Source organism: Vreelandella venusta (assembly GCF_007989605.1).
GTDB lineage: Bacteria > Pseudomonadota > Gammaproteobacteria > Pseudomonadales > Halomonadaceae > Vreelandella > Vreelandella venusta.
In genome coordinates, this window is sequence record NZ_BJUL01000005.1 from 237,571 (window position 1) to 262,857 (window position 25,287).

Below are 25,287 nucleotides of genomic sequence, written 5' to 3' on the forward strand. Positions count from 1 at the left end.
GGCTAGTCGTCGAATTCTGATTCAACACAAGCTCGGCGCTGCCGTCTCTTTAGGCGGCGGCGCTTCCAATGATGGGAAACATGCCAGCGCCAAATTAGCCGTATAACGATATTGGCAAGCATGGCTAATAGTAAGGCAGAAATTAACGATCCAAGCATTAGCGGTGGCAGAATGTCGTGCATTTGTTCTGCAATCCAGCGCGTAGAGATACGCGATGGCGCCTCTCTCACTGGTGCTTCTAACAGAAACGTGCCAATTCGATAATTAAAATAAAAAATAACCGGCATGGTAAGTGGATTGGTAATCCACACTAATCCTACCGAAAGAGCCAGGTTGCAACGGCTAAACTTTGCCCCCAATGCTGCCACTACCATTTGAAACGGAATGGGTAGCATGGCGCAAAAAAGCCCCACGCTGAACGCGTTTGCAACGCTTCGGCGTGTTAAAAGCCATAACCCAGGATCCGCAATTAACGGCGCAATAAAGCGTAAAGAGCGCTGTTGCCTTAATGTGTCGGGTTTGGGCATGTAGCGCTGCAGGAAACGGCGCGGCATGTCAGGTACTCTTTCAATTGGTACATCCTATTATCCATATAGCAGCGTGCTTCGGCTATGGCGTGGGTATGAATGACCCAGCACCAAGGAGGGGATATGCAATTAGGCGCTGCACTACCTGCTGCCTTGGCAGTATTGATGGGGGCGCTAGCGGCGTGGATAAGCGGCCCCCAAGCGCACCTGCAGAGTTTGCTGCCGGGTGTGCTTGTAGTGCTGCTGTGCTTGGTTGTAAGCCGGCGTCGCCTATTAATTTGGGTAGTTATTTCAGGCTGGGTTTTTATCAGCGTGCAGCAGGAGTGGGGGTACCGCTTGCCAGCTGGGCTTAGTGGAGAAGATGTCACTCTGCAGGCTCGAGTAATCAATGTTCAAGCACAAGCTGAGTCGTCACGAGTGCGCTTGGCAGTTGAGTCTTGCCGCTCTCCCGAGGGGCTGCCCAGCTGTAGCGCACTGCGAAGCGTGCGAGTAAGTGCTTATGGCAGTCAACGCTATCTTGTTGGGGAGCGCTGGCGGATGACGCTGCGACTTCGCCCGCCTAGCGGCTTTTCTAACCCGCATACGTTCAATTATCAGCAATGGTTATGGCGCGAAGGCATACATGCGACAGGCTATGTGCGGCAAGAACCTAAGCCTGAACGCTTGTCGGGAGCAGTGCCGACACTTCGTCAGCGAGCAATTGCGACGTTGGCTAACCAACCGCTGCAAGAGCAGACCCGGCGCTGGCTTGCGGCGCTGACGCTGGGTGATAGCGAGCAGTTGAGCCAAGATGATTGGAGCTTGCTCAACGCAACGGGTACGACGCATTTAGTGGTCATTTCTGGCTTACATGTCGGGCTGGTCGCTTCATTTGTACTGCTGTTGGCACGCTTTACTGCCAGGCTGATAACGCCAACCAATTGGCGCCTGCGTGCCTGGCCCTGGTGGTTAGCAGGAGTGGCAGCGGTGGGATACGCCATGTTAGCCGGACTAGCACCCCCTGCCATGCGCGCCATGATCATGACGCTGTTAGGCTTGTGGGTGCTTAGCGGGCGTCATGCGCCAGGGGCTTGGCAAGCTTGGTGGCTTGCTCTCGGGATAGTGTTAGTAGTTGATCCGCTTGCACTGTGGAGACCCGGCCTGTGGCTATCGTTTATTGCGGTAGGCTGGTTGATTATTATTTGGCAAGGTCGCCCCCGTCCGCAGGGCCTAAAAGGCTGGTGCTGGGCGCTATTGCGCTCTCAACTCCTTATTGCACCGTTGATGGCGGCGGCTGTGCTATTGGCATTTGGAAGAGTGGCTCCTGCGGCTCCGTTGGTTAATCTTGTTGCAGTACCATGGGTAAGCTCCGTTATGGTGCCCAGTGCGCTATTGGGGTGGTTGCTGTCGCCACTGCCTGGACTAGGGCTGTTGGTGTGGTGGTGTTTTGAGCAGGCACTGCAGATTTTTCATCAGTTACTCGTTATTGCCGTGCAATGGGCACCGCTTTTGCAGCCACCGTCAAGCTTGGTGTTTCCGCTAGCAGGTGCACTGATATTGATGTCGCTGTGTTGGGGTCTTCCCAATGTCCCTGGGTGGCTGCGTGTTGGCGCGACATTACTGCTATTAAGCTTTCCGTGGTGGTCTGCGGACGAGCAGTCTAACCCAGGTGAGCTACATGTTATTGTTTATGATGTCGGGCAGGGCCAGCTGATTGAGTTACGTAGCGCTAACTATCGGTTGTTGTACGACACAGGACCTCGCTTTCGCAGTGGGTTTATGCCACTGCAAACTCTCTGGCCTCCAGGCCAGTCGTTCGAACACGTTATTGTCAGTCATGCCGATACCGACCATGCGGGAGGGATTAGCGCGCTTTTAAATGACCATCAGGTAACGCAATGGTGGGTTCCCAACGGAGAGCTTCTACCAGTTGCTAGTTCGGAGTGTGCTCAAGGGCAGCGGTGGCGACGTGACGGCATTGACTATCAGATACTATGGCCCCCGAAAGGGGAAAACATGCTCTCCTCAAATGATCGCTCTTGCGTACTTCAAGTAAGCGTGGGTGGCCAGCGTTTGTTGATTACCGGTGACGTTGGTAAGGACGTTGAAAGGAGAATCTTAGCGAATATTGTGACGCCGATTAGCGTATTAGTAGCTGGGCATCATGGCAGTAATACAAGCTCGGGTGTTCAGTTCGTTCAAGTAAGTCGTCCTCGGCATGTCATTTTTAGTGCCGGGGAAGATAATCCCTTTGCCCATCCGGCCGACGCGATAGTGCGCCGCTTTCGACAACAGCAGAGCTGCTTATGGAGTACCGCCCAGGATGGTGCGCTCGAACTCAGGCTCACCGAGACTCAGCCAATTCAGATCATTCCCATGCGAAAGCAGCAGGGCGTTCGTAAGCGGTGTTGATGCGCGTCGCCATAAGGTAGAATTCTCGCAACTGCACACTATGGCCGGGAGCGCGTGTGACTGATTCAGGTTGGGTTCTCTACAAACGATTATTAACTTACGTCAAACCTCACTGGCGCGCATTCGCGTTAGCGATCGTTGGTTTTATCATTTACGCCGCCTCCAGTACGGCACTAGCTGAAATGATGAAACAACTGATTGATGGCATTCAAAACCCTGATGCTGCCTTCCGTTTATTACTCCCTCTGTTTGTGGTGATTATGTTCGCTTCACGTGGGCTGGGGACATTTTTAAGCACTTACTTTATGTCTTATGTGGGACGCTATGTGATCCACACGCTGCGCTGCGATGTATTTGCGCACTTGCTACATTTGCCAGGGCGTTTCTTCGACCACCACTCCAGTGGCCATTTGGTATCTCGAGTAACGTATCACGTAGAGCAGGTCGCGGGTGCTGCCACGAAAGCGGTCACTATTATTTTACGCGAAGGTCTGTTCGTTATCGGGCTGATCGGTTATCTATTCTGGACCAATTGGATGCTAACGCTGCTATTTCTGGGCGTAACGCCGGTGATTGCTGTTGTGGTGAGCTATGCCAGCAAACGTTTTCGGCGTATCTCTAAGCGTATTCAGCACTCCATGGGGGATGTGACGCACGTCGCTTCTGAAGCGCTATCTGGCTACCGCGTTGTGCGTACGCATGGCGCTGAAGAGTATGAAAAACAGCGCTTTGAGCGGGTAAGTGAAGAAAATCGTCGTCAAAGTATGAAAGAGGCGATGACGCGCGCTGTGAGTTCACCAGTGATCTTGATGCTGGTAGCGATTTCCATGGCAATTCTGGTTTGGCTTGCCATGGCGCCTGCGCTTATGGAAAACATGACGCCGGGGGAGTTTGTTGCTTTTATTACCGCAGCAGCGCTAATGATCAAGCCAGTGCGCCAGCTCACCGAAGTGAATAGCGAGATTCAAAAGGGTATTGCGGCGGCGTCTGAGCTATTTGGCTTGCTTGATTTGACCCCTGAGCAAGATGAAGGTAAGACCACTCCACGCCAGCTAACCGGCAGCGTAGTGATTGATAATGTCAGTTTCCGCTACGCTGATGACCAGCCTAATGTATTGCACGGTATTAATATTAGTGTGGCACCAGGTGAGTTAGTGGCGATTGTTGGGCGCTCTGGTAGCGGTAAATCAACATTGGTCAGCCTGCTGCCGCGCTTTTATCGTCCTAGTGAAGGGCGCATTTTGATTGATGGGGTAAATGCCGATGATTATGCATTGGGCCCTTTGCGTCAGCAAATTGCATTAGTGTCGCAACAAGTCACGCTATTTAATGCAACCATTGCTGACAACATTGGCTATGGCGTTACCAACCCAGACCCAGCCGCCATTGAAGCGGCCGCTCAGGCGGCTTACGCCAGTGAGTTTATTGAAAAGCTGCCTCAGGGCTATGCCACGCTAGTGGGTGAAAACGGCGTGATGCTATCCGGTGGGCAGCGCCAGCGCCTAGCAATTGCTCGGGCAATTTTTAAAGATGCACCTATTCTTATCTTGGATGAAGCGACATCGGCACTAGATACCGAATCCGAACGCTATATCCAGAAAGCGCTGGAGCATGTGTGTAAAGGGCGTACCACCCTGGTCATTGCCCACCGTCTATCGACGATTGAACGGGCTGACCGTATTTTGGTGATGGACCAAGGGCGCATTATTGAGCAGGGTACCCACCAAGCGTTGCTAGAAGCGGGAGGTGCCTACGCAGCGCTGCATCAGCTTCAGTTTCAGGAGAGTGAATGAGCCTGGAACAACGCTGGCTTAAGGCGGCTTACCAAGGAAGCCGATGGCTGACGCCACTTTATCCGCTGGGTGCTTTATACCGTTATCTTATGGCGCGGCGTAATCGCCACTATCATTCTGGTAAAAAGCTAGTTGTTAAAGCATCCATACCCGTTATTGTGGTGGGTAATATCACCCTTGGTGGAACCGGCAAGTCGCCGTTAGTGGCGTGGCTGGTCAACTGGCTAGCAAGGCAAGGGTGGTCGCCAGGTATTATTACCCGTGGTTACGGTGGTAAAGCATCGCACTACCCGTTATTGGTAACTGCAATCACCGAGCCCGCGCAAAGCGGCGATGAGCCATTAATGTTGGCGCAGCAAACGGGTTGCCCGGTCGTGGCTGATCCGCGTCGTCCACGTGGCGTTCAAGCCTTGGTTGATATGGGGTGCGACATTATTGTCAGTGACGATGGATTACAGCACCTGGCGTTAGGGCGTGATATTGAATTAGTCGTTGTTGATGGCGGGCGAGGGCTGGGTAATGGGCGCTGCTTACCTGCTGGGCCGCTGAGAGAATCACCCAGAAGATTAGCTGAGGTTGATGCGGTGATTATTAATGGTGACGCGTGTCGCTCCTTGCCCATAGAAGGAGTGGCGATGCAACTAGCGCCGCTAAGCTGGCGGCGAATGCGGGATGGCCAACGCATGCCGCTTACCCCCCTACCATTTACGCTACCTGTGAATGCCGTAGCAGGCATTGGCCATCCTGAGCGTTTTTTTAATACGCTGCGCAGTCTGGGAGTGGACGGCGAAATGCGTCCGCTAGCAGATCATCAGCGCTTTGATGACCAGACTTTCCGTTTTAGTCATCAACGCCCCGTTGTAATGACCGCCAAAGACGCAGTGAAGTGCCAAGCGTTGGCGCCACCCGATAGCTGGGTGCTCGAGGTAGAAGCCGTGCTTCCGCCAGAGTTTGAACACTGGCTGGCAGCTAAATTGTCAGCGCTTTCTGAAAAGGGATACACCAATGGATAAAGAATTACTGGCAATGCTGGTTTGCCCGCTGTGCAATGGCAAGCTCAAGTATAACCGTGAAGCCCAGGAGCTTTGCTGCCACTACGACGGTTTGGCGTACCCTATTCAAGAAGGCATCCCTGTGATGCTTCCTGAAGAAGCGCGCGCGATGGGTGCCGATGAAAAATTACCTATCTCGCCTGGCCGTACCGGAGAGGTGTAATGTCAGTCGCTAAGACCGAATTTATTGCCGTTGTTCCCGCGCGTTTTGGTTCGTCCCGGTTGCTGGGTAAACCGCTGCTGGATATCGCGGGTGAGCCAATGGTTGCCCATGTCTGGCGGAGAGCCTGCCAAAGCCAAGCCAGCCGAGTCGTGGTAGCCACTGACGATCTTCGCATCCGCGACGCGATGCTACCCTACGGTGCGGATGTCGTCATGACGCGCGCGGATCATCCTTCTGGTACCGACCGATTGGCTGAGGTGGCAGAGCAGCTCGGGTTAAGCGACGACACTTTAGTGGTGAATGTGCAAGGCGATGAGCCGCTTATCCCACCGGCCTTAATTGACCAAGTGGCGATGCGTTTAGCCGAAGATCGAGAAGCGGCCATTGCGACGCTTGCTGAGCCCATTACTGATGTTGAAACGTTATTTAACGCTAACGTCGTCAAAGTTGTTCGCTCCTTGCAGGGGCGCGCGCTGTACTTTTCTCGTGCCCCCATTCCTTGGGATCGAGAGCAATTTAAAGTCCAGCCCGCACTTTTAGCCACTGATGCGTGGTTGCGCCATATTGGTATATACGCCTACCGTGCCAGTTTTCTTACCGCTTATCGTGAGCTGGCGCCGTCGAGCCTTGAACAGTTGGAGCAACTAGAGCAGTTGCGTGCGCTACAGCATGGCTATGCGATTCAAGTTGCGCTGGCCAGCACTATCAATCCTGCTGGTGTGGATACGCCTGAAGACTTAGCCAGAGTGAGAGCGCTTTTGGCGAGTAAAAGTGAAGGTGAAAGCTAATGAAGCGCGTCCTATTTGTTTGTTTGGGCAATATTTGTCGTTCACCAACGGCCGAAGGCGTCTTTAGGCACGCTGTTGAAGAGGCTGGCTTAAATCGTCATATCAGCATTGACTCTTGTGGTGTAGGTGGTTGGCATGTTGGAAAAGCGCCAGACAGCCGTGCCCAGGTAGCCGCATTAAGGCGTGGTATCGATATTAGCCATTTGCGCGCTCGCCAGCTAAGCGCCAGTGACTTTCTTGAATTCGACTATGTGCTGGGCATGGATCGCGATAATCTCAAGGCCATGCGAGCGCTACAGCCAGGTGCCAGTCGTGCCCATGTCGGGCTCTTGCTAGATTTTGCCGATATGCCTGATGCGGAAGTGCCCGACCCTTATTACGGTGGTGATGAGGGCTTTGAGCATGTCCTGAATTTAATTGAGGCGGCTTCTGCAGGGCTAATTGCTCAGCTGAGACATGACGGGCTGAGAAATGACAGGTTGTGAAATCACGAGTTGTGAAAAAAGCCATAATGAGCTGCTTAGTCGTTGCCTGTCAGTCGATTTAACCTCTGCGAACACGCTGCGTTTACCATGCTTAGCTGAGCGTTATGTGGTGCCTAAAACGCTAAGCGCGCTCCAGCGTGTGCTTCGTGAGGCTGCTGATAAACAGTGGCATATTACGCTTATGGGAGGTGGCAGTAATGTGCTGCTTCCCGCACAGCTAAAAGGCATTGCGATTCGACCGGGCATGCAGCAGTGGTGGTTAGAACGTTGCGGAGAGTCTGTTGTTGCTCATGTGGGAGCTGGCGTTAATTGGCATTCGTTAGTAATGACGCTATCGGCTCGCGGCCTGTGGGGTATTGAAAACTTAGCGCTGATTCCCGGTGATTGCGGCGCAGCACCAGTACAGAACATTGGTGCCTACGGTGTCGAGCTTAAAGACGTTCTGGTAGGGGTGCAGGTAGTCGAGTTGGCGTCGGGCAATGTGCGTTGGTTAAGCGCCGATGCTTGCCAATTTGGTTACCGAGACAGCATCTTCAAAAAATCGCTCGCGGATAAAGTCGTCATTACTCAATTGACGCTTCGGCTATCGAAAACGCCGCAGCCAAGACTGGGTTATGGAGACTTAGCTGCCCGAGTAGCTGGCACGGCGAATTGCTTGGCGGTGGCTCAAGCAGTGTGTGCTATTCGCCAGGAAAAACTGCCGGACCCTCAGGTGCTCGCAAATGCGGGTAGCTTCTTTAAAAACCCGCTAGTTAGCAGCGATCAGTTATCGCGCTTGCTACAAGCATATCCTGATATGCCATATTTCCCGCAGGTTAACGGCCAAAGCAAACTGGCAGCGGGGTGGTTAATTGATCAATGCGGGCTGAAAGGGATTCGGCAGGGAGCTTTCGGTGTTCACGCGCGCCAGGCCTTGGTGCTGGTGCATTTTGGTGGTGGCGATAGGTGTGAGCTGCTGCAGTTTGCAGAGCATATTGCCCACAAGGTCTATGACCAATTTGGTGTTGAGTTAGAGCCTGAGCCACGCTTGGTACAAGCATAAAAAAACCCCGCTAAGCGGGGTTTTTAGTGCGACTAGCGATCACTCATTAGGCGTTTTCTGTGCTTGTTTGCGCAGTTCACGAGGATCATTGTGAGCGCGACGGCGGCGGCGAGGCTTAGGTGCCGTGTCTTGAGCAGCAGTAGGCGCTTGCTTTGCTTCTTCGGATGTTGCAGTTGCAACGTTGGCTTTAGCTGACGGCGTTTGAGCCTCTTCATTCGTTGCCAATGTTGACGGTGGCTCTTTGTCTTCTTGAGCGTCAGCGCTGGCAGTTTCTGAAGTGGTGTTTGAAACCGTTTCTGAAGCAGTTGTGGTGTCTGAAGCAGCGGTATTGCTCACTGCGTCGCTGTCTAAAGAAGCTGCTTCTGGCTGCTCAGTGCTCTCCGGAGAGTTTGCTTCAGCGCTCGCCGCCACACGTTGCGGTGACGCCTGGGTGCTAGCGCTACCGTCAACCGTCTCAAGCGCTTTCGGTGCTTCTGAGTGGGTATCAACAGCTACGGATGTCTCTTGTGCTGCTTCTTGAGGCTCGTCAGACAACACTGGTTCCTGATGCACACGTTCTTGAGGCTCAGAAGGTTCTTGAGACTTAGCAGGCTCTTGAGGCTCAGAAGTCTCTTGGGGCTCAGAAGTCTCTTGGGGCTCAGAAGGCTCTTGAGACTTAGCAGGCTCTTGAGACTCAGAAGTCTCTTGAGGCTCAGAAGTCTCTTGAGGCTCAGAAGTCTCTTGAGGCTCAGAAGTCTCTTGAGGCTCAGAAGATTCTTGAGGCTCAGAAGCTTGAGAAGATACCGGCTGCTGAGGTTTATCAGCCTCTTTTGCAGCCTCTTCACCAGGCGAGCTTGCTGATTCGCTGTCGGTGGTATCAAGCTCTTTCACGTTTGCATCAGGCGCTTTTTGCGGCTCCACTTCCGTAACTGACGAAGGCTCACTATTTGCGACCTCAGCCGAATGGCTGCTCGTCTCTTGGGGCGCTTCTTGAGTCGCGGTTGCATCATGAGTTGGCAGTTGAGGTTTGTCCTCAGCGCTCTTCTCTAAACGTGTTTCTGCTTCAGGTTCAGCTTTTTCTGCCGCTTGCTGAGATTGGCGGCGTTGGCGCGTAGTCTTGCGTGGTTTCTCCGCCTTGTCGGCAGGGCGCTCAGCCGTCGTTGTTTCATCGGCAGTTGCTGATTCATCTGCCGTTTGCTCAGACGCTTCAAGGGTTGCTTCAGCGCTGGGTGCGGCGGTAGTGCTGGCCTCATCTTGTGAAGTGGGCCTTGCCGGCGCTGCTTTGCGGCTGTTCCCTTCAGCAGCAGGCGTTTCAGCAGCAGCTTCAACAGAAGGAGCGTCTACAGAGGGAGCTTCAGCCGCTGCGGCTTGCAGTTTCAGCTGCTCCGCTTCAGCTTGAGGATTCACGGCCTGTTTACGCGTGCGGTTGCGCGGATTGTTACGCGTGCGTTTCGGCTTGCCGTCATCTTGTTTATCGTCCGCTGGTGATGCGGGCTCACGGGTAACTTCATTTTTCGGCTTAGCATCACGTGGTTTATCGCGACGATTGTCTGTTTGAGCAGTAGATTTAGCCGCCTCATCTTTTGATGACTCTTTCGCCGCTAGGTTTGCCTGCTGCTCTTTTTGACGATTGCTCTTCTGTTCATTGTCCTGGAGCTTGGCATCGTCTTGCTGCGGGTGGCGTCGACGATTGCGAGTACGGCTAGGGCCGCTACGTTTATCGTTAGCGTCGTCGTTACTATCAGCGTTGCGCGATTGGCTAGGCTGCTGGCTGCTCGGCTGTTGGTTGCTCGATTGCTGCTGGCTGCGCTGCTCGTTTTTGCTGGCATTTTCGCCACGTTCGCGGGCAGGCTTTGACTTACTGTCGCTGCGCTGCGAGCGATTTTTGCTCGTTCTCTCCGGTTGCTTACGGGCAACAGGAGCCTCAGGTTCGGGTTGGCTCGTGTTGGTATCTTCTCCGCCTAGCAGTTTGGCAAAGCCTCTGATGAAGCGGCCAATGACACTGGGCTGTTCTTCAGTGGCAGGAGTCGTCTTGGTAACGGCTTTATCTGCCTTGGCAGCTCTCTCTGCCTTCTCTTCAGTCAGCAGGGAGGCCGGCGCTGGTGCATTATGTACAACGCTTTTAACCGCAGCTTCAGCGCGCATGGCGGGAGGAGTGAAGCTAGGGTCAGGCTCTTTGCCTACTTCAGTATCGGTTGAAAGCTCGAAGCTGGATAGCGTCAGGCTTTCATCATCGTCTAAGTGGTCATCACGCAGCCGTTGAACGTCATAATGTGGTGTATCCATTTCTGGGTTTGGCAGGAGAACCACACGTACGCCTTGGCGTGATTCGATGTCCGCCAGAACGCTGCGCTTTTCATTCAGCAAGTAGGTGGCAACAGGGACTGGAAGAATGGCGCGGATTTGAGCGCTGCGCTCTTTCATGGCTTCTTCTTCAATCAAGCGCATGATAGAGAGTGACAGAGAGCGAACATCACGGATAGTGCCTTGGCCGTTACAGCGTGGGCAAACAACGCCGCTGGTTTCGCCTAGCGAGGGGCGTAGCCGCTGGCGTGACATTTCCATCAGACCAAAGCGAGAAATCCGACCAATCTGAACGCGTGCACGATCCAGCTTCAGGGCATCGCGCATGCGGTTTTCAACCTCACGCTGATTGCGCGCAGGGCCCATATCGATAAAGTCGATAACGACGAGACCACCGATATCACGCAGGCGCAACTGTCGAGCAATCTCATCGGCTGCTTCAGAGTTGGTTTGCAGGGCGGTTTCTTCAATATCGCTGCCGCGTGTGGCTCGGGCAGAGTTAATATCAATCGAGACTAGCGCTTCGGTATGATCGATAACAATAGAGCCACCAGAGGGAAGCTTTACTTCGCGCTGGTAAGCAGTTTCGATCTGCGATTCAATTTGGAAGCGCGAGAAAAGAGGGACTTCATCGGCGTAAAGTTTAATTTTCTGCTGATAAGAGGGCATTACCTGACGGATAAAGCCCAGTGCTTCTGCATGAATCTCGGGGCTATCAATTAACACCTCGCCAATGTCTTGGCGCAGGTAATCGCGCATGGCGCGGATAATGACATTAGATTCGCGGTAAATCAGGAATGGGGCTGAGCGCTTGCCTGCTTCAGTGGTGATCGACTCCCACACTTGGACGAGGTAATCCAAGTCCCACTGCAGCTCTTCTGGGCTACGGCCAATACCGGCGGTTCGAACGATCAGGCCCATTTTGTCTGGCACTGTCAGTTGGCCCATGGCGTCTTTTAGCTGGCTGCGGTCATCACCTTCAATGCGGCGTGAAATACCGCCTGCACGGGGATTGTTCGGCATCAGAACCAGAAAGCGGCCCGCTAAACTAATAAAAGTCGTCAGTGCTGCCCCTTTGTTGCCTCGCTCTTCTTTATCAACTTGGACGATGACTTCCTGGCCCTCTTTCAGTACTTCTTTGATACTGGGGCGACCAGACACATCTTTGATAAAATATTCGCGGGAGATTTCTTTTAATGGCAGGAAACCGTGGCGTTCGGCACCAAAATCAACAAAAGCGGCTTCAAGGGATGGTTCTACCCGGGTGATTTTTCCCCGGTAAATATTGGCTTTTTTCTGTTCTCGAGCGCCAGATTCGATGTCTAAATCGTAAAGGCGTTGCCCGTCTACCAGCGCAACCCGCAGCTCTTCTGGCTGGGTTGCGTTAATCAGCATCCGTTTCATGTTGTCTCACATAGCATTGCGAGCCGACGAGCCGTCTAGGCGTGGCGTAGACGAATCGCTGGGTGCTGCGTGCTTGTGCTCGGCGCATTGCTATGCTGACGCATTAAGCCGGGAAGGCAATCATGCCGACCCGGCCGAAAGGGCGTTGAGTACGTGGCGGAGGCAGAACATGTTTCGGTGGCTGTCACGTCCATCCGGCTCTGCTGACACCGCCAACACCTGGCATTCATCGATTCGTCAACGCCGGTCATCGGCACAGCGTTGAACTTGGCGCCCCAAGTCAAGCAGTACCTTGTGACGAACAGGATGGGCTGCTTGGGGCGTGACGTTTGTTAATTCAATTGCCTGCCATTGCGGGCGAAGCAAAAGTGTCTCTGCCGTCAAAAAGCATGCGACAGAGTAACTGTATATCCAGTACGTAAGGCGTGTGGGTAATGCGTACACTACGCCATTTTGCCTGTGCTCTGGCCTGCGTGTTTGTCGGGCAGGCGCTTGGCAAGCGTGGTAGTGCTCCCGTTACGACGTGTCTGTTTACGGGTAAGCCACACTTGGCCGCTGAACGTTTTGGAATATAACAGTAAAGACAACTACCAGCAATTGACGCAATGCGCATTGGTCTACGCTAGAATGCCGTTTTTAGCCTGTCGCTATTAGATCACACCAGGAGTGAGCGTTAATGTCCGAAGGGCGGGAAGTACAGTGGGTGGATATCGCCCCGGAACAAGCAGGTCAGCGAATCGATAATTTTCTGATGACGCGTTTAAAAGGTGCTCCTCGTGCATTGATTTACCGCATTGTGCGTAAAGGTGAAGTAAGGGTTAATAAAAAACGCGTCAAAGTAGATTACCGACTTCAAGCGGGCGATCTAGTGCGTGTGCCGCCGCTGCGATTAGCCCCGAAAGAAGCGGTTAAAGAGGTGAGTGACAACTTACGTGATTTGTTAATTGGTAGCGTCATCATGGAAGGGCCAGACTGGATGGTGATTAACAAGCCATCGGGATTGGCTGTCCATGGCGGAAGCGGCGTTAAAATTGGCCTCATTGAAGCGCTTCGACAAGTGCGCGACGACCTTACTTTTTTAGAGCTTGTCCACCGATTGGACCGTGATACATCGGGCTGCTTACTGTTGGCGAAGTCTCGTGATGCGCTGGTCACACTGAATGAGTCGCTGAAAAAGCATGCAATGGACAAACGCTACTTAGCGTTAGTCAGCGGGCGCTGGCCTGCTCGGAAGACCTATGTGAGTGCTCGCTTAGATCGCTTTGATGCGGGTAACGGTGAAAGGCGGGTGCGGGTAGACCCAAATGGCAAGGTCTCACGGACTCACTTTTCGGTAGTGGAAACCTTTGAAAAGGTCACGCTGATAGAGGCGGAGCCTGTAACAGGCCGCACCCACCAAATTCGTGTCCATGCCGCTCATGCTGGGCACGCCTTACTGGGCGACGATAAATACGCTACCCGCGAAAGTAATCATATGACGCAACGCCTTGGTTTGGGGCGTCTATTTCTCCATGCCTGTGCCTTAACATTTCCTGAGCCTGGCAATGGTCGACCCGTTACGGTAAAGGCGCCGCTGCCTGAGGCATTGGAAGAAACGTTAAAGCGCGCTCGGAGATAAAGCGATATGCGCTATGAGCTAATTATCTTTGATTGGGATGGCACATTGATGAACTCTGTGCCGAAAATTGTTGCCTGCATGCAGGCAGCAGCTTCTGATGTCGAGTGGGATGAGTTAGACGTCAGTGCTATCGAGAATATTATTGGTTTGGGGCTGCCTGAAGCGATAGCAACATTATGCCCTGGTATGGATGCAGTTCAGGCTGAGCGCTTGCGTCAACGCTATGCCTATCATTTCGTTCAAGGTGATTCGACACCCATGCCTTTTTTTGAAGGCGTTAAAGAGCAAGTCGCCCGACTGCGTGAACGCCCTTGTCAGCGTCTAGCGGTGGCGACGGGGAAGAGCCGTCGTGGCCTAGATCGGGTGTTTGCCGAAACAGCGTCTGGTGATTGGTTTAATGCCAGCCGAACGGCAGATGAAACGCGCTCTAAGCCTCATCCGCAGATGCTCCTTGAACTGCTTGAAGAGCTGAAAGTGCCCGTTGAGCGCGCTGTGATGGTCGGAGACACCGAGTATGATCTTGAAATGGCAAGGTCTATTAATATGGATCGTGTGGGCGTTACTTACGGGGTGCATACCCCCGCTCGGTTAGCGGCTAGCCAGCCGCTATGGCTGGCGGATGATGTAGAGAGCCTGTTCGATTGGCTTCACGGTTAGCGGCGCTCACAGCCGCTGTGGGTAGTCGTTACTGTTAGCGGTCGTTACTGTGAGTAGTCGTTGTGCGAAGCAATACTAGGAAATTGTATATGAGTGATGAGCAGCAGCGCGATGGAAGTAATGATGGTAGGGGCTCTCAGTCGGGGGATAGTTTTCCTGGTCAGGAGAGCGGTGATCGTTGGACCGATGGGCCGGAGGTTGTCCAGCAGGATAAAAAGCCACCGCTCCCGGGGGCGGAGAGTGATGATGCCGAAACGCTACGCGAGCGCCAACGGTTAGCCCAGTTGGAAATGATGGATCGGTGGGTTGGCGGTGTGTTAGCGGAACAGCGCCGAACACGACGCTGGAAGTTGTTCTTTCGTTTGATGCTGTTGGCGATTGTGTTGATATCGTTAACAACAATGCTATACCGCGTGTTTCTCGCTGAGCCAACGGCTTCATTGCCCACCGAGAGCCACGTAGCACTGGTGGAAGTGCATGGTGTGATTGCCAGTGATGCGCCAGCAAATGCTGAACGCATCATTAAGGGGTTGAATCGGGCATGGTCATCAGAGAGCGCTGCAGCTGTTGTGTTGCACATTGATAGTCCTGGTGGAAGCCCTGTGCAATCGCAGCGTGTTTACGATGAAATTATGCGGCTGCGTGACCAGGGCGACAAGCCCATTATTGCCGTGATAGAGGATATTGGTGCGAGCGGTGCTTACTACGTTGCTTCTGCTGCCGATAGCATCGTGGCGTCCCGTGCAAGCTTGGTTGGCTCTATTGGTGTTATCTATGCTGGCTTTGGCTTCCAAGAAGCGATCAACCAGATTGGCGTAGAGCGTCGCGTAATGACTGCCGGTGAAAACAAAGCCTTTTTGGATCCTTTTCAGCCGCTGGGTGAGGAGGCTGCCGATTTCTGGCAGGGCGTTCTGACTCAAACCCATGAGCAGTTTATAGGCGATGTGAAGGCGGGGCGTGGTGATCGTTTGAGCAACAGCCCTGAAATTTTCTCAGGGCTTATCTGGAGCGGTGAGCAAGCGCTGGAGCTAGGTTTGATAGATGAGCTGGCCAGCCTTGAGCAAGTCGCCCGTGAGCAGGTAGGCGAGGCTGAATGGGAGAACTATACGCCTAGCTTGGACCCTTTCGAGCGTTTGACGCGTCGCTTTACGCAAACAGCTGCTGAAGTGCTGGGGCTTCAGCACGCACATGCTCCTTTACGCTTTCAGGCTCAGTAAATACTAACGTTCGCCGAGTGGGTTCATGCCTGCTTGGCGAAGCATATCGCATAGTGCGATGAGTGGCAGTCCAATAAGTGCATTTGGGTCTCGGCCTGCGAGTTTTTCAAACAAGCTAATTCCAAGCCCTTCCATGCGGAAGCTGCCAGCGCTATCTAAAGGTTGCTCAAGGGCAACGTAGCGGGCTATTTCGCGCTCGCTCAGTGAGCGAAAAAACACCTCAAACGGCTCAGTATGGACGTGATGCCGTTGGTGGCGGGTATCAACTAATGCTAAGCCCGTCAAAAAAGTCACTTTATGGCCAGAAAAGCGTGCCAGATTCTCCCGGGCGCGCTGTTCCGTATGAGGTTTGCCTAAAATGTCACCCTCAAACAGGGCTATTTGATCAGAGCCAATGATGCAATGATTGGGGAAATGCTCAGCAACAGCGTTGGCTTTGCTGAGCGCCAGGCGGTGCACTAAGGCGTTAGGCGTTTCATTAGGATAGGGCGTTTCGTCGATGTCTGGGGAGCAGCACTGATAGGGCAGTAATAGCTTGTCCAGTAGTGCTTGGCGGAAACGAGAGCTTGATGCCAGGACAAGTGGCGCGTTATCGGTTTGAGGCACAGTGTTCTCCTTTAATAGGCCTGGTTGAGGATTAATTGGCGTTCAAACGAGTGTAACGAAACCTTGTTAGCCTGCCTATTTATGTGGTTTTGCGAGATAATCTCATAAGAATTACGCCGACAGCTTTGACAGCGGGGGGGCGAGTGCCTATCATTGCGCGCCTATGTTGACCTCACAAATCCCCAGCCGGGTTGAGCCTTATAAGCTTGTAGCCCGCCGCGAACGACTAGAAGGCATTGTGGCGCTGAATAAGCTGCCACGCCTAGCTGAAGAAGCAGGTGACCAAACCGGCGACTGTCATGTCGTACTTGAGTTTGGCGTTGATGCCCAAGGTCGTCGTGAAATTCGTGGCCATTTGCAAGCGACCCTGGCGTTGCCTTGTCGCCGTTGTCTAGTGCCGCTAAGCCAAGACGTTTCCAGTGATTTCTTATTAGGAATTATTGCCGACGAAGCTTTGGCTGCCGAGCTACCTGCTAGTCATGAACCGGTGCTGGTGGAAAATGAACAGCTGGACTTGCTGACGGTAATAGAGGATGAGCTTATCCTTAGCTTGCCGCAGGTGGTCTATCACGATGAGACCGAATGCCATGTCTCGGCGGAGCAGCTGGTCAGCAAGACCGAAGGCACGGCGGAAGACTCCGCTCCGGCCAAGAACCCTTTCGCAGTGCTTAGTGCTTTGAAAAGCAGTGGCGCTTTGAAAGGCAAAAAGTAAGCATCACTTACCTTAATTACCTTGGAGTAAACACCCATGGCAGTTCAACAGAACCGTAAAACTCGTTCCAAGCGCGGTATGCGTCGTAGCCACGATGCGCTGAGCGCACCGACTCTGTCTCAGGACAAAGAAACCGGTACTACTCACCTGCGTCACCACGTTTCTCCCGACGGTTTCTACCGCGGTCGTAAAGTGGTCGAAGTTTAAGCCTAAGCGCTTATATGAGCGGCAAAACAGGGTGGGTGCTGTGTGCGCCTAGCGATTGATGTAATGGGGGGTGACCAAGGCCCCCGTGCCATTATCGAAGGCTCCGCAAGGGCGGTTATTGAACGCCCCGACCTAGCATTAACTCTGTTTGGTCCGCGTCAGCAGATTGATGCTGAACTTTCGCGTTTGCCGCAGCCTTTGGCTGCGGCAACGTCACGTTTGGTGGCAGCTGATGCTCCCGAAAGCATCTCTCAAGCGGCTACTGCCGCCTGGGCAATGCGACGTGGAGGCGCTACTAGCATGGCGTGTATGCTGCGTAGCCTGTCTTCAGGTGAAGCGGCAGCAGGCGTGAGTGCGGGGAATACCGGAGCGTTAGTCGCGCTAGCGCGGCGTGAACTTGGTATGTTGCCTGGCATCTCAAGGCCTGCAATAAGTACCGCAATCCCCGCGCGTGGAGGACGGCGCTGTTATTTGCTTGATTTGGGGGCGAATGTCGACTCGCCTGCATCCAGGCTGTTTGATTTTGCCATGATGGGCGCCGCCATGGCTCAGTGTATGGATCGCATTAGGCGGCCCCGCGTTGCCTTGTTGAATGTAGGGTCTGAAGCCACGAAAGGTAGTGCTAATGTGCGCGAAGCGGATCGTTTGCTGCGTGAGAGCGCTAGCGACTTAAGCTTTGATTACCTTGGTTATGCTGAAGGTGGGGATATTTTTCAGGGCGATCTTGATGTTGTGGTTTGCGATGGCTTTGTTGGTAATGTCACGTTGAAAGCCAGTGAAGGGTTGACTCGTATGTTGGTGGAGCGTGTGCAAATGGCGTTTGAATCACGCCTGAGTGGGCGTTTGGCAAGTATACTGGCCAGGCCTGTACTAAAGAGGCTTAAGCGGGAGTTAGACCCCGTACGTTATAATGGAGCCAGCCTCCTGGGATTGCAGGGTATTGTGGTGAAAAGCCACGGCAGCACCCAGGCGGATGGTTTTTATTATGCTATTCAGCGTGCATTACAAGAAGTGGAGCATGATTTGCCTGTACGAATTGCAGCACGCTGGTCGCGTTCTTGAGCGCTATCAGCGCAATAGATAATAAGACGTTATATATTTTTGCGGGCTATTGGTGGTAGCTGAATGTGCCAAAGTTGTTTTAGCAACGGCGCCAATAGCACGCTTATCGCTCAACTGAGCAAATGCCTACAAGAGCAAAGGTGAACGACATGTCTCAACCCCTTGCCCTCATTTTTCCCGGGCAAGGCTCTCAGCAGCTTGGAATGCTGCGAGAGCTAGCCGAGCGCTACAGTGTGGTGGGAACTACATTTGAGGAAGCGTCAGACGCTCTGGGCTACGATTTGTGGAAAGTCGTCCAGGAAGGTCCAGAAGAAGCGTTGAATGCGACGGCATGCACTCAGCCGGCACTACTTGCCTCCAGTGTAGCTATCTGGCGTATCTGGCAAGAGTTGGAAGGGCCTCGCCCAAGTGTCATGGCTGGGCATAGTCTTGGCGAGTATAGTGCCATGGTTTGCGCGGGAGTGATGGGGTTCGCTGAAGGTGTGCGCCTTGTTCGTCTGCGTGGTGAGGCTATGCAGGAAGCTGTCCCGGCGGGAGAAGGTGGTATGGCGGCGATCCTTGGGCTTGCCGACAGCGCAGTTGAAGCGGCCTGTGCCCAAGCGGCTGAAGGCGAAGTTGTATCTGCTGTTAATTACAACTCGCCTGGACAGGTTGTTATCGCGGGCAGCAAAAGCGCCGTAGAGCGCGCTATCACTGCCTGCCAGGAGGCGGGAGCCAAGCGAGCGCTTCCGCTACCGGTGTCAGTGCCTTCCCATTGTGCCTTGATGCGGCCAGCTGCTGAACGGCTTTCCGAAGCGATGCAGAAAATTGAGCTGCGTGCTCCTCGTTATGCGGTTGTTCAAAACGTTGATGCGCAAGCCCATGCTGATATTGAGACATTGCGTACGCGCCTCATCGAACAGCTTTATCAGCCCGTTCGTTGGTCATCTTGCGTTGAAGCGATGGTCGAGCAGGGTGCTAATGTGTTCATTGAATGTGGGCCTGGTAAAGTGCTTACCGGATTGAATAAGCGCATTGTGCGCAGTGCCAAAGGGTTGGCGGTAAATGATCCTGATAGCTTGGATGCGGCCCTTGAGTTAGCCCGTGAGGCGTCGGCGGGTGGTGCGTGAAAAATGGTGCGTGTTAAGTCGCTATTTTCCGCTACCCTTGCTTAGTTAGGTTGAAGGAAGAACGTTATGACTCAAGAACGAAGAGTTGCACTAGTCACTGGTGCTAGCCGAGGTATTGGGCGAGCCATTGCTCATGAGCTTGGGCGCCAAGGGCGCATTGTAGTGGGAACTGCCACTAGCGAATCAGGCGCTGAAAAAATTGATGCTGACCTAAAAGAGCATGGCATTGAGGGTGCAGGTATGTGCCTTAATGTTACTGATCAGCAGAGTATTGATCAGGTGCTCAAAACAATTGGCGAACGTTTTGGTGCGCCCACGATTTTGGTCAATAATGCCGGCATCACCCGCGATAATTTGTTAATGCGTATGAAAGAAGATGAGTGGGACTCCGTGATGGATACCAATCTCAAATCTGTTTATCGCGTTAGCAAGGCGTGTCTGCGCGGTATGACAAAGGCGCGCTTTGGGCGTATCGTGTCGATAAGCTCTGTAGTGGCGACGATGGGTAACCTAGGCCAAACTAACTACGCCGCCGCTAAAGCAGGCATGGAAGGCTTTAGTCGTGCTTTGGCGCGTGAAGTTGCTTCCCGTGCTATTACGGTTAATGCGGTTGCGCCTGGGTTTATTGCAACGGATATGACGGAAGCGTTGCCTGAAGCGCAGCATGAAATGCTGCTTAAGCAAATTCCTCTTTCGCGTTTAGGCGGGCCTGAGGAAATTGCCGCTGCCGTTGGATTTTTGACAAGTGATGCTGCAGGTTATATCACTGGCGAAACGCTACACGTGAACGGCGGCATGAATATGCGTTGATGGCCTTGAGCTTGGCGGTTGCGTCAGCTTAAGGGCGTCTATAAACTACCCCGCAGCTTTTGGCTTGCGGTTTCCAAATGGCTGGTTATCAAAAACGGCTAATGTGAACGACTGGAGTACGTTGATGAGTACTATTGAAGAGCGCGTTAAGAAAGTTGTGGCAGAGCGCCTGAACGTTAAAGAAGAAGATATCCAGAACAGCTCTTCTTTTACTGAAGACCTGGGTGCTGATTCTCTTGACACCGTTGAGTTGGTGATGGCGCTTGAAGAGGAATTTGATACTGAAATTCCTGACGAAGAAGCTGAAAAAATCACCACGGTTCAAGAAGCTATCGACTACGTAAACGCCCATCAGTAAGGGTTGAGTCGAAGCAGTGAGCCAGGGTGGGGTGCTTACCCACCCGTATAAAAAGCCGTCCTGAGTAAGGGCGGCTTTTTTGCTTTGTTGTCACAATGAATATAACGTTCAATCTCCGTTATACTAGTCACCAAATCTCTGCAGCAAATGACCCAGATGGGTCGTGTCACCATGGATGCCTGGAGGAAAGCTAATGGCGCGAAGAAGGGTAGTGGTAACTGGGTTAGGCCTGGTGACCCCAGTGGGTAACAGTGTTGATGAGTCGTGGGCAAATATTGTCGCCGGCAAAAGTGGCATAGCACCGATTGAGCACTTTGACACAAGTGGCTTCAACACGCGTTTTGGAGGATCGGTTAAAAATTTTGATATTAGCCCTTATTTAAATCCTAAAGACGCACGCAAGATGGATTTGTTTATCCAGTACGGTATGGCGGCGGGAGCCCAAGCCATTCAGGATTCGGGGCTTGAATGTAGCGAAGAGAATGCTGAACGCATTGGGGTGGCTATTGGTTCAGGCATTGGTGGTTTGCCGATGATTGAACATAACCATAATGCGCTGAATAAAGGGGGCGCACGCCGCGTCTCGCCGTTTTTTGTGCCAGGTTCAATCATTAATATGATTTCTGGCAACATGGCGATTCAGCATGGCTTCAAAGGCCCGAATATCGCGATCACCACAGCGTGCACAACGGGTACCCATAATATTGGCTACAGTGCTCGCACGATTGCATACGGCGATGCCGATGTGATGATCTGTGGCGGTGCGGAAATGGCTACTACCCCATTAGGGTTGGGCGGGTTTTCGGCCGCGCGAGCGCTCTCTACTCGTAATGAAGACCCTCAGGCGGCGAGTCGCCCGTGGGATGCTGATCGTGATGGCTTTGTGTTGTCAGACGGTGCGGGTGTGCTTGTCTTGGAAGAGTACGAGCATGCGAAAGCGCGTGGTGCCAATATCTACGCAGAGCTTGCCGGCTTTGGTATGAGTGATGATGCCTATCATATGACGGCGCCGCCGGAAGATGGGCGTGGCGCTGCACTTTCCATGAGCAATGCCATTAAAGATGCGCGTATTGACCCAGCGGATGTGCATTATATTAATGCGCATGGCACGTCTACCGCAGCGGGTGACTTAGCCGAAAGCCGGGCGATTGAAAAAGTGCTTGGTAGCGCAGCTCAGCAAGTGGCTGTGAGCTCTACCAAATCAATGATTGGCCACCTATTAGGTGCTGCAGGAGCCGTTGAGGCGGTGTTCAGTATCCTGGCTATTCGCGACCAGATTGCGCCGCCGACCATTAACCTGGATAACCCTCAGGAAGGCTGTAATCTTGATTATGTGCCACACACTGCGCGGAAGATGTCGATTGAAATAGCGCTCTCAAACTCGTTTGGGTTCGGTGGTACCAACGGCTCACTGCTGTTTAAAAAGGTATAATACGCGATGCCAATGCCCCAGGTGCCGTTTGACGACCGAGGGCTTGCGTATGGTGACGGAGTATTTGAAACAGTGCTGCTGCGCGCTGGTGCCCCTGTATTGTGGGAGTATCATTACGCGCGTTTACGGCTGGGCTGTCAGCGTTTAAATATTCCGTTGCCCTCCATGGAGCAGTTGGTCGCCACTTGGCAATCTCCGTCTAACGCCGAGCTTGAAATACTCAAACTAATCCTAACCCGAGGAAGTGGTGGGAGGGGTTACGCGACGCCGGATACCCCTCAGCCTCGTTTGCTTAGCCGTCGAACACCTTTTGTGGTAAATAGCGACCGTTGGCATGAGGGAGTTAACGTACGGATTTGTCAGTTGCGTTTGGGGCATCAGCCGCTTTTAGCAGGCATTAAACACCTGAATCGCTTGGAAAATGTACTCGCGCGCCAGGAGTGGAGTGACCCGGCCATCGCTGAGGGGTTGCTTGGCGATACTGATGGTTGGCTGGTGGAGGCCACCAGTATGAATGTCTTTTGGCAGCAAGCGGGGGTGCTCTTCACACCTCTATTGTCGCAGTGCGGCGTGGCGGGTACGCTGCGAGCCGCATTATTGGATTATGGCGTCGTGCAGGAAGCTCCTATTGCGTTGAACGCTATCCATGAGGTTGAGCGTCTTTGGGTAGCTAACTCGGTACAAGGTGTGTGGCCAGTGAATAAGCTGTTAAGCGAAGCAGGTGAAGTCCTGCAGTCCTGGCCGCCGCGAGGTCAAGATAAGCTGCAAGCAATAGGCCATGGCTTGCTTGGCTATTCGCCGACATCCCGTTAGGCAGAATTTTATCAACATTATTGAGGTGTCATGGTGAAACGGTTTTTAGCTGCTGCAGGTGTCGTGGTCGTGGTTGGATTAGCAGCCGTTGCGGGCGGCTATGTTTACTGGCAGCAGCGCCTATCGGCACCGGTCACACTCGAGGAGCCTGCGCTTTATCAGGTTCCTGCAGGGGCTGGGTTCAATCAGGTCGTTCGAGAGCTGGAAAGCCAGGGCTTTATTAAAGATGCTTGGGCATTTCAACTATTGGCGCGTGTTGAGCCTGAGCGCGTACCACGCTTACGGGTGGGCGAGTATCAGTTAACCCCAGGCATGAGTGGCCTTGAACTAATTGCCCTATTGGGCAGCAATAACGTTGTCACTTATCCGTTAACGATTCCCGAAGGATGGACGTTCCGCCAGATGCGCGAGCTGTTGGACAGTGCGCCAAAACTTGAGAATCGGACGGCAGCGTTAAGTGACGACGAGATTATGTCATTGTTGGATCGAGAGGGGACTTTTCCTGAGGGCTGGTTTTTCCCTGATACCTACCGCTATCACCTGGGCATGAGTGACGTTGATATTCTACGTCAGGCGCTTTCCCGCATGGAGCAGATTCTAGAAGAGGTCTGGGACGAGCGTGATGATGACCTGACCATCGAGACACCTTATGAAGCGCTTATCATGGCATCGCTCATTGAGCGTGAAACAGGTGCGCCGGAAGAGCGTCGGGAGATTGCAGGCGTCTTTAAACGTCGTATGGAGAAGGGGATGCGCTTGCAGACAGATCCCACCGTCATTTATGGCATGGGCGAGCGCTATGAAGGCAGAATTACGCGTGCGGATTTACGTGAGGCGACTCCCTATAACACTTATGTGATTGACGGTATGCCACCAACGCCGATTGCCTTACCCGGGCGTGCCTCCCTTGAGGCGGCTGTGAGTCCACTGCCCGGAGAAACGCTTTACTTCGTCTCGCGCGGTGATGGTACCCACCATTTTTCACGTACGTTACGTGAGCACAATAATGCGGTTAATCGCTATATTCGTAATCGCTAATTAGGTTGAGTCATTGTTTAACTGCGATGTGTTTTTTTCGAATTTACTGAGTAAGGGGCTTCAATGAGCAAGCGCGGACGCTTCATCACCCTTGAAGGTGGTGAGGGAGTCGGAAAATCTACTAACGTGGCGTTTGTAGAGGCATGGCTACAAGAGCGCGGGATAGAGGTTGTGCGAACCCGTGAGCCCGGGGGGACGCCACGCGCTGAAGCGATTCGAGGATTGCTGCTTGATCCCTCTTTCGATGAGCACTTGCACAGCGATGCCGAATTGCTATTAATGTTTGCCGCGCGAGCCCAGCATTTAGCGCAAAAAATAGTGCCAGCCCTTGAACGCGGTGCTTGGGTGATCTGTGATCGTTTTACCGACGCAACCTTTGCTTACCAAGGTGGTGGCCGCGGTATTGAAACAGATCGGATTGCGCAACTGGAACAGTTCGTGCAAAAAGGTCTCTCCCCAGATCTAACCCTGTTACTAGATATGTCACCTGAGGCTGCGAAAGAGCGTCTTGAAGGGCGTTTAAGAGACCAGCAAACGCAGCGTGATCGCTTTGAACAAGAGCAAGTAACCTTTTTCGAAGCAGTGCGGCGGGCTTACTTAGAGCGTGCCGCTGCCGCCCCCCAGCGTTTTGCCATTGTTGATGCGGGGCAAGCGCTTGATCAAGTCCAGGCGTCTCTAGCTCAAGCGCTAGAAGAGCGAATAGCTATATGGCAATAACGGGAGTGCTGCCTTGGCATCAGTCGACGTGGCAGCAGTTGGTTCGTCTCGCCAATGAAGGGCGTTTACCGCACGCCCTGCTGATCAGTGGTGCCCACGGCGTTGGCAAGCAGCAGTTGGCGGAAGCGTTGGTTGCTCGGACGTTATGCGCCCAGCCTGGCGAGCTAGCCTGTGGTCACTGTCATAGCTGTGCCATGCTGGCTTCAGGCTATCACCCCGACTTGATGCGCATTTCTCCAGAAGAGGGTAAGCGTCAGATTCGCATTGACCCCATACGTGATGTAAATCGCTTTGTTTCGCAAACCGCGCAGCAGGGCGGTTATCGAGTGATCGTGATCTCTCCCGCGGAAGCAATGAATATTGCGGCGGCAAACGCACTGCTCAAAAGTCTTGAAGAGCCTGGTGATAAAACGCTATTTATTTTGCTATCAGATGTCCCTTCGCGCACGCTGCCGACGATTCGCTCCCGCTGTCAGCAATGGCCATTAGCCAGCGTGTCCTTTAATAATTGCCAGGGCTGGCTGACTGAAAAACTTGGCAGCGACGAAGCGTACTTTTGGTGGCGAGTGTCGGGTGGCTTGCCGCTGCTTGCTGTGGAGTTAGCAACGCCGCAGGAACGCGCTCTTCGCCATCAAATTCATGACAGCTTCGAACAGTTGGTGCGCGGTGCTGAGCCTGTTTCAGAAGCTGCTAGGCTTGATCGTCAGGCCATTGATGGCATCTTGTGGTACGGTATTGCTTGGCTTGAAGACTTGATCCGGCTGGGTTTGTCTGGCGAAACCTCGGTGCTGCATAACCCCGATTTAGAGCCGTTATACCGTCAAGCGATGAAAAATGGTCGGGTGCAGGATTGGTTCCGGTTACTGGATTATGCTCGAGAGCAGCGCCGTTTATTCGCAGTCGGTGCTAATCCTAACCCTCAGCTAGTGCTTGAAGCGTGGCTGGTGCGCTGGTCGGCGCTGTTACGCTCCTAGGATGGTTGCTAAACAGGGATTGCCAACGA

At 53.2% G+C, this 25,287-nt stretch carries 25 protein-coding genes; 22 read left to right on the plus strand and 3 right to left on the minus strand.

Annotation, left to right across the window (positions count from 1 at the left end; translation table 11 throughout):
* Positions 1-2 precede the first annotated feature (2 nt).
* Positions 3-554 carry a DUF2062 domain-containing protein gene (locus HVE01_RS07835; protein WP_125749021.1) on the minus strand — a complete coding sequence of 184 codons (552 nt, stop codon included), beginning with the start codon at positions 552-554 and terminating at the stop codon, positions 3-5.
* A 96-nt stretch (positions 555-650) separates the two neighbouring features.
* Between HVE01_RS07835 and HVE01_RS07840 the strand changes: the two genes are divergently transcribed.
* From HVE01_RS07840 to murB, 7 genes are read left to right on the plus strand one after another with little or no spacing between them, the layout of a single operon-like run.
* Positions 651-2,918, plus strand: coding sequence for a DNA internalization-related competence protein ComEC/Rec2 (locus HVE01_RS07840; protein WP_146943349.1), 2,268 nt, complete (start codon positions 651-653; stop codon positions 2,916-2,918).
* Positions 2,919-2,974: 56 nt separating this feature from the next.
* Positions 2,975-4,711 carry a lipid A export permease/ATP-binding protein MsbA gene (gene msbA / locus HVE01_RS07845; protein ID WP_146943351.1) on the plus strand — a complete coding sequence of 579 codons (1,737 nt, stop codon included), beginning with the start codon at positions 2,975-2,977 and terminating at the stop codon, positions 4,709-4,711.
* On the plus strand, positions 4,708-5,724 hold the full coding sequence (gene lpxK, locus HVE01_RS07850) for a tetraacyldisaccharide 4'-kinase (protein WP_146943353.1): 1,017 nt from the start codon (positions 4,708-4,710) through the stop codon (positions 5,722-5,724). The genes msbA and lpxK overlap by 4 nt, the downstream gene beginning before the upstream one ends.
* Positions 5,717-5,926, plus strand: coding sequence for a Trm112 family protein (locus HVE01_RS07855; protein WP_125749008.1), 210 nt, complete (start codon positions 5,717-5,719; stop codon positions 5,924-5,926). The genes lpxK and HVE01_RS07855 overlap by 8 nt, the downstream gene beginning before the upstream one ends.
* Entirely contained in the window at positions 5,926-6,714 is a 789-nt protein-coding gene (gene kdsB, locus HVE01_RS07860; protein WP_146943355.1) for a 3-deoxy-manno-octulosonate cytidylyltransferase, read from the plus strand. Before HVE01_RS07855 ends, kdsB begins: the two co-directional genes overlap by 1 nt.
* The gene (locus HVE01_RS07865; protein ID WP_125749001.1) at positions 6,714-7,199 is read left to right on the plus strand and encodes a low molecular weight protein-tyrosine-phosphatase; all 486 of its coding nucleotides are present in this window, start codon (positions 6,714-6,716) and stop codon (positions 7,197-7,199) included. The genes kdsB and HVE01_RS07865 overlap by 1 nt, the downstream gene beginning before the upstream one ends.
* Positions 7,186-8,241, plus strand: a complete 1,056-nt coding sequence (gene murB / locus HVE01_RS07870; RefSeq protein ID WP_146943357.1) for a UDP-N-acetylmuramate dehydrogenase — start codon at positions 7,186-7,188, stop codon at positions 8,239-8,241. Before HVE01_RS07865 ends, murB begins: the two co-directional genes overlap by 14 nt.
* A 39-nt stretch (positions 8,242-8,280) precedes the next feature.
* Here murB and rne read toward each other — a convergent pair whose 3' ends face one another.
* Positions 8,281-11,928 (minus strand): ribonuclease E, encoded by a 3,648-nt coding sequence (rne, locus tag HVE01_RS07875; protein WP_146943359.1) that lies wholly within the window; start codon positions 11,926-11,928, stop codon positions 8,281-8,283.
* Between the two features lie 434 nt (positions 11,929-12,362).
* Here rne and HVE01_RS19820 point away from each other — a divergent pair, with 434 nt between their 5' ends.
* The 4 genes from HVE01_RS19820 (at position 12,363) to sppA (ending at position 15,420) form a co-directional block, all read left to right on the plus strand.
* Entirely contained in the window at positions 12,363-12,503 is a 141-nt protein-coding gene (locus HVE01_RS19820) for a hypothetical protein (RefSeq protein WP_164517093.1), read from the plus strand.
* 101 nt (positions 12,504-12,604) lie between these two features.
* Positions 12,605-13,546 carry an RluA family pseudouridine synthase gene (locus tag HVE01_RS07880; RefSeq protein WP_146943361.1) on the plus strand — a complete coding sequence of 314 codons (942 nt, stop codon included), beginning with the start codon at positions 12,605-12,607 and terminating at the stop codon, positions 13,544-13,546.
* Positions 13,547-13,552: 6 nt separating this feature from the next.
* The gene (locus tag HVE01_RS07885) at positions 13,553-14,203 is read left to right on the plus strand and encodes an HAD family hydrolase (RefSeq protein ID WP_146943363.1); all 651 of its coding nucleotides are present in this window, start codon (positions 13,553-13,555) and stop codon (positions 14,201-14,203) included.
* Between the two features lie 89 nt (positions 14,204-14,292).
* A complete protein-coding gene (sppA, locus tag HVE01_RS07890; protein ID WP_146943365.1) occupies positions 14,293-15,420 on the plus strand; it encodes a signal peptide peptidase SppA in 1,128 nt (375 codons plus the stop codon).
* Positions 15,421-15,423: 3 nt separating this feature from the next.
* Here the strand turns inward: sppA and HVE01_RS07895 are convergent, their stop codons facing one another.
* Positions 15,424-16,026 carry a Maf family protein gene (locus tag HVE01_RS07895; protein WP_146943367.1) on the minus strand — a complete coding sequence of 201 codons (603 nt, stop codon included), beginning with the start codon at positions 16,024-16,026 and terminating at the stop codon, positions 15,424-15,426.
* A gap of 163 nt (positions 16,027-16,189) precedes the next feature.
* On the opposite strand from HVE01_RS07895, the gene HVE01_RS07900 reads away from it, so the two are divergent.
* The 11 genes from HVE01_RS07900 (at position 16,190) to HVE01_RS07950 (ending at position 25,258) form a co-directional block, all read left to right on the plus strand.
* On the plus strand, positions 16,190-16,738 hold the full coding sequence (locus HVE01_RS07900) for a YceD family protein (protein ID WP_146943369.1): 549 nt from the start codon (positions 16,190-16,192) through the stop codon (positions 16,736-16,738).
* A gap of 36 nt (positions 16,739-16,774) precedes the next feature.
* Entirely contained in the window at positions 16,775-16,945 is a 171-nt protein-coding gene (gene rpmF / locus HVE01_RS07905; RefSeq protein ID WP_009099300.1) for a 50S ribosomal protein L32, read from the plus strand.
* A 42-nt stretch (positions 16,946-16,987) separates the two neighbouring features.
* Positions 16,988-18,007, plus strand: coding sequence for a phosphate acyltransferase PlsX (gene plsX / locus HVE01_RS07910; RefSeq protein WP_146943371.1), 1,020 nt, complete (start codon positions 16,988-16,990; stop codon positions 18,005-18,007).
* 149 nt (positions 18,008-18,156) lie between these two features.
* Positions 18,157-19,116: an ACP S-malonyltransferase gene (fabD, locus tag HVE01_RS07915; RefSeq protein WP_125748975.1), complete on the plus strand. Its 960-nt coding sequence runs from the start codon at positions 18,157-18,159 to the stop codon at positions 19,114-19,116.
* Between the two features lie 66 nt (positions 19,117-19,182).
* Positions 19,183-19,926 carry a 3-oxoacyl-ACP reductase FabG gene (fabG, locus tag HVE01_RS07920; RefSeq protein ID WP_038485281.1) on the plus strand — a complete coding sequence of 248 codons (744 nt, stop codon included), beginning with the start codon at positions 19,183-19,185 and terminating at the stop codon, positions 19,924-19,926.
* A 124-nt stretch (positions 19,927-20,050) separates the two neighbouring features.
* Positions 20,051-20,284: an acyl carrier protein gene (gene acpP, locus HVE01_RS07925; protein ID WP_008956801.1), complete on the plus strand. Its 234-nt coding sequence runs from the start codon at positions 20,051-20,053 to the stop codon at positions 20,282-20,284.
* A 193-nt stretch (positions 20,285-20,477) separates the two neighbouring features.
* Positions 20,478-21,716, plus strand: coding sequence for a beta-ketoacyl-ACP synthase II (fabF, locus tag HVE01_RS07930; protein WP_125748972.1), 1,239 nt, complete (start codon positions 20,478-20,480; stop codon positions 21,714-21,716).
* 6 nt (positions 21,717-21,722) lie between these two features.
* Complete coding sequence (pabC, locus tag HVE01_RS07935; RefSeq protein ID WP_146943373.1) at positions 21,723-22,529, plus strand: aminodeoxychorismate lyase; 807 nt, start codon at positions 21,723-21,725, stop codon at positions 22,527-22,529.
* 30 nt (positions 22,530-22,559) lie between these two features.
* Positions 22,560-23,567, plus strand: coding sequence for an endolytic transglycosylase MltG (gene mltG, locus HVE01_RS07940; RefSeq protein WP_146943375.1), 1,008 nt, complete (start codon positions 22,560-22,562; stop codon positions 23,565-23,567).
* A gap of 63 nt (positions 23,568-23,630) precedes the next feature.
* Complete coding sequence (tmk, locus tag HVE01_RS07945) at positions 23,631-24,284, plus strand: dTMP kinase (RefSeq protein WP_146943377.1); 654 nt, start codon at positions 23,631-23,633, stop codon at positions 24,282-24,284.
* Positions 24,275-25,258, plus strand: a complete 984-nt coding sequence (locus HVE01_RS07950) for a DNA polymerase III subunit delta' (RefSeq protein WP_146943379.1) — start codon at positions 24,275-24,277, stop codon at positions 25,256-25,258. Before tmk ends, HVE01_RS07950 begins: the two co-directional genes overlap by 10 nt.
* Positions 25,259-25,287 lie beyond the last annotated feature (29 nt).

What these genes read in the sequence shown, in the direction of transcription:
- HVE01_RS07835 (WP_125749021.1), bottom strand. Translation starts at nt 554, where the DNA reads ATGCCGCGCCGTTTCCTGCAGCGCTACATGCCCAAACCCGACACATTA.
- HVE01_RS07880 (WP_146943361.1), top strand. Translation starts at nt 12,605, where the DNA reads ATGTCCGAAGGGCGGGAAGTACAGTGGGTGGATATCGCCCCGGAACAA.
- HVE01_RS07950 (WP_146943379.1), top strand. Translation starts at nt 24,275, where the DNA reads ATGGCAATAACGGGAGTGCTGCCTTGGCATCAGTCGACGTGGCAGCAG.
- HVE01_RS07840 (WP_146943349.1), top strand. Translation starts at nt 651, where the DNA reads ATGCAATTAGGCGCTGCACTACCTGCTGCCTTGGCAGTATTGATGGGG.
- fabD (WP_125748975.1), top strand. Translation starts at nt 18,157, where the DNA reads ATGTCTCAACCCCTTGCCCTCATTTTTCCCGGGCAAGGCTCTCAGCAG.
- HVE01_RS07885 (WP_146943363.1), top strand. Translation starts at nt 13,553, where the DNA reads ATGCGCTATGAGCTAATTATCTTTGATTGGGATGGCACATTGATGAAC.
- acpP (WP_008956801.1), top strand. Translation starts at nt 20,051, where the DNA reads ATGAGTACTATTGAAGAGCGCGTTAAGAAAGTTGTGGCAGAGCGCCTG.
- pabC (WP_146943373.1), top strand. Translation starts at nt 21,723, where the DNA reads ATGCCAATGCCCCAGGTGCCGTTTGACGACCGAGGGCTTGCGTATGGT.
- tmk (WP_146943377.1), top strand. Translation starts at nt 23,631, where the DNA reads ATGAGCAAGCGCGGACGCTTCATCACCCTTGAAGGTGGTGAGGGAGTC.
- fabF (WP_125748972.1), top strand. Translation starts at nt 20,478, where the DNA reads ATGGCGCGAAGAAGGGTAGTGGTAACTGGGTTAGGCCTGGTGACCCCA.
- mltG (WP_146943375.1), top strand. Translation starts at nt 22,560, where the DNA reads ATGGTGAAACGGTTTTTAGCTGCTGCAGGTGTCGTGGTCGTGGTTGGA.
- fabG (WP_038485281.1), top strand. Translation starts at nt 19,183, where the DNA reads ATGACTCAAGAACGAAGAGTTGCACTAGTCACTGGTGCTAGCCGAGGT.
- rne (WP_146943359.1), bottom strand. Translation starts at nt 11,928, where the DNA reads ATGAAACGGATGCTGATTAACGCAACCCAGCCAGAAGAGCTGCGGGTT.
- murB (WP_146943357.1), top strand. Translation starts at nt 7,186, where the DNA reads ATGACAGGTTGTGAAATCACGAGTTGTGAAAAAAGCCATAATGAGCTG.
- HVE01_RS07855 (WP_125749008.1), top strand. Translation starts at nt 5,717, where the DNA reads ATGGATAAAGAATTACTGGCAATGCTGGTTTGCCCGCTGTGCAATGGC.
- lpxK (WP_146943353.1), top strand. Translation starts at nt 4,708, where the DNA reads ATGAGCCTGGAACAACGCTGGCTTAAGGCGGCTTACCAAGGAAGCCGA.
- HVE01_RS07900 (WP_146943369.1), top strand. Translation starts at nt 16,190, where the DNA reads ATGTTGACCTCACAAATCCCCAGCCGGGTTGAGCCTTATAAGCTTGTA.
- sppA (WP_146943365.1), top strand. Translation starts at nt 14,293, where the DNA reads ATGAGTGATGAGCAGCAGCGCGATGGAAGTAATGATGGTAGGGGCTCT.
- HVE01_RS19820 (WP_164517093.1), top strand. Translation starts at nt 12,363, where the DNA reads ATGCGTACACTACGCCATTTTGCCTGTGCTCTGGCCTGCGTGTTTGTC.
- HVE01_RS07865 (WP_125749001.1), top strand. Translation starts at nt 6,714, where the DNA reads ATGAAGCGCGTCCTATTTGTTTGTTTGGGCAATATTTGTCGTTCACCA.
- rpmF (WP_009099300.1), top strand. Translation starts at nt 16,775, where the DNA reads ATGGCAGTTCAACAGAACCGTAAAACTCGTTCCAAGCGCGGTATGCGT.
- kdsB (WP_146943355.1), top strand. Translation starts at nt 5,926, where the DNA reads ATGTCAGTCGCTAAGACCGAATTTATTGCCGTTGTTCCCGCGCGTTTT.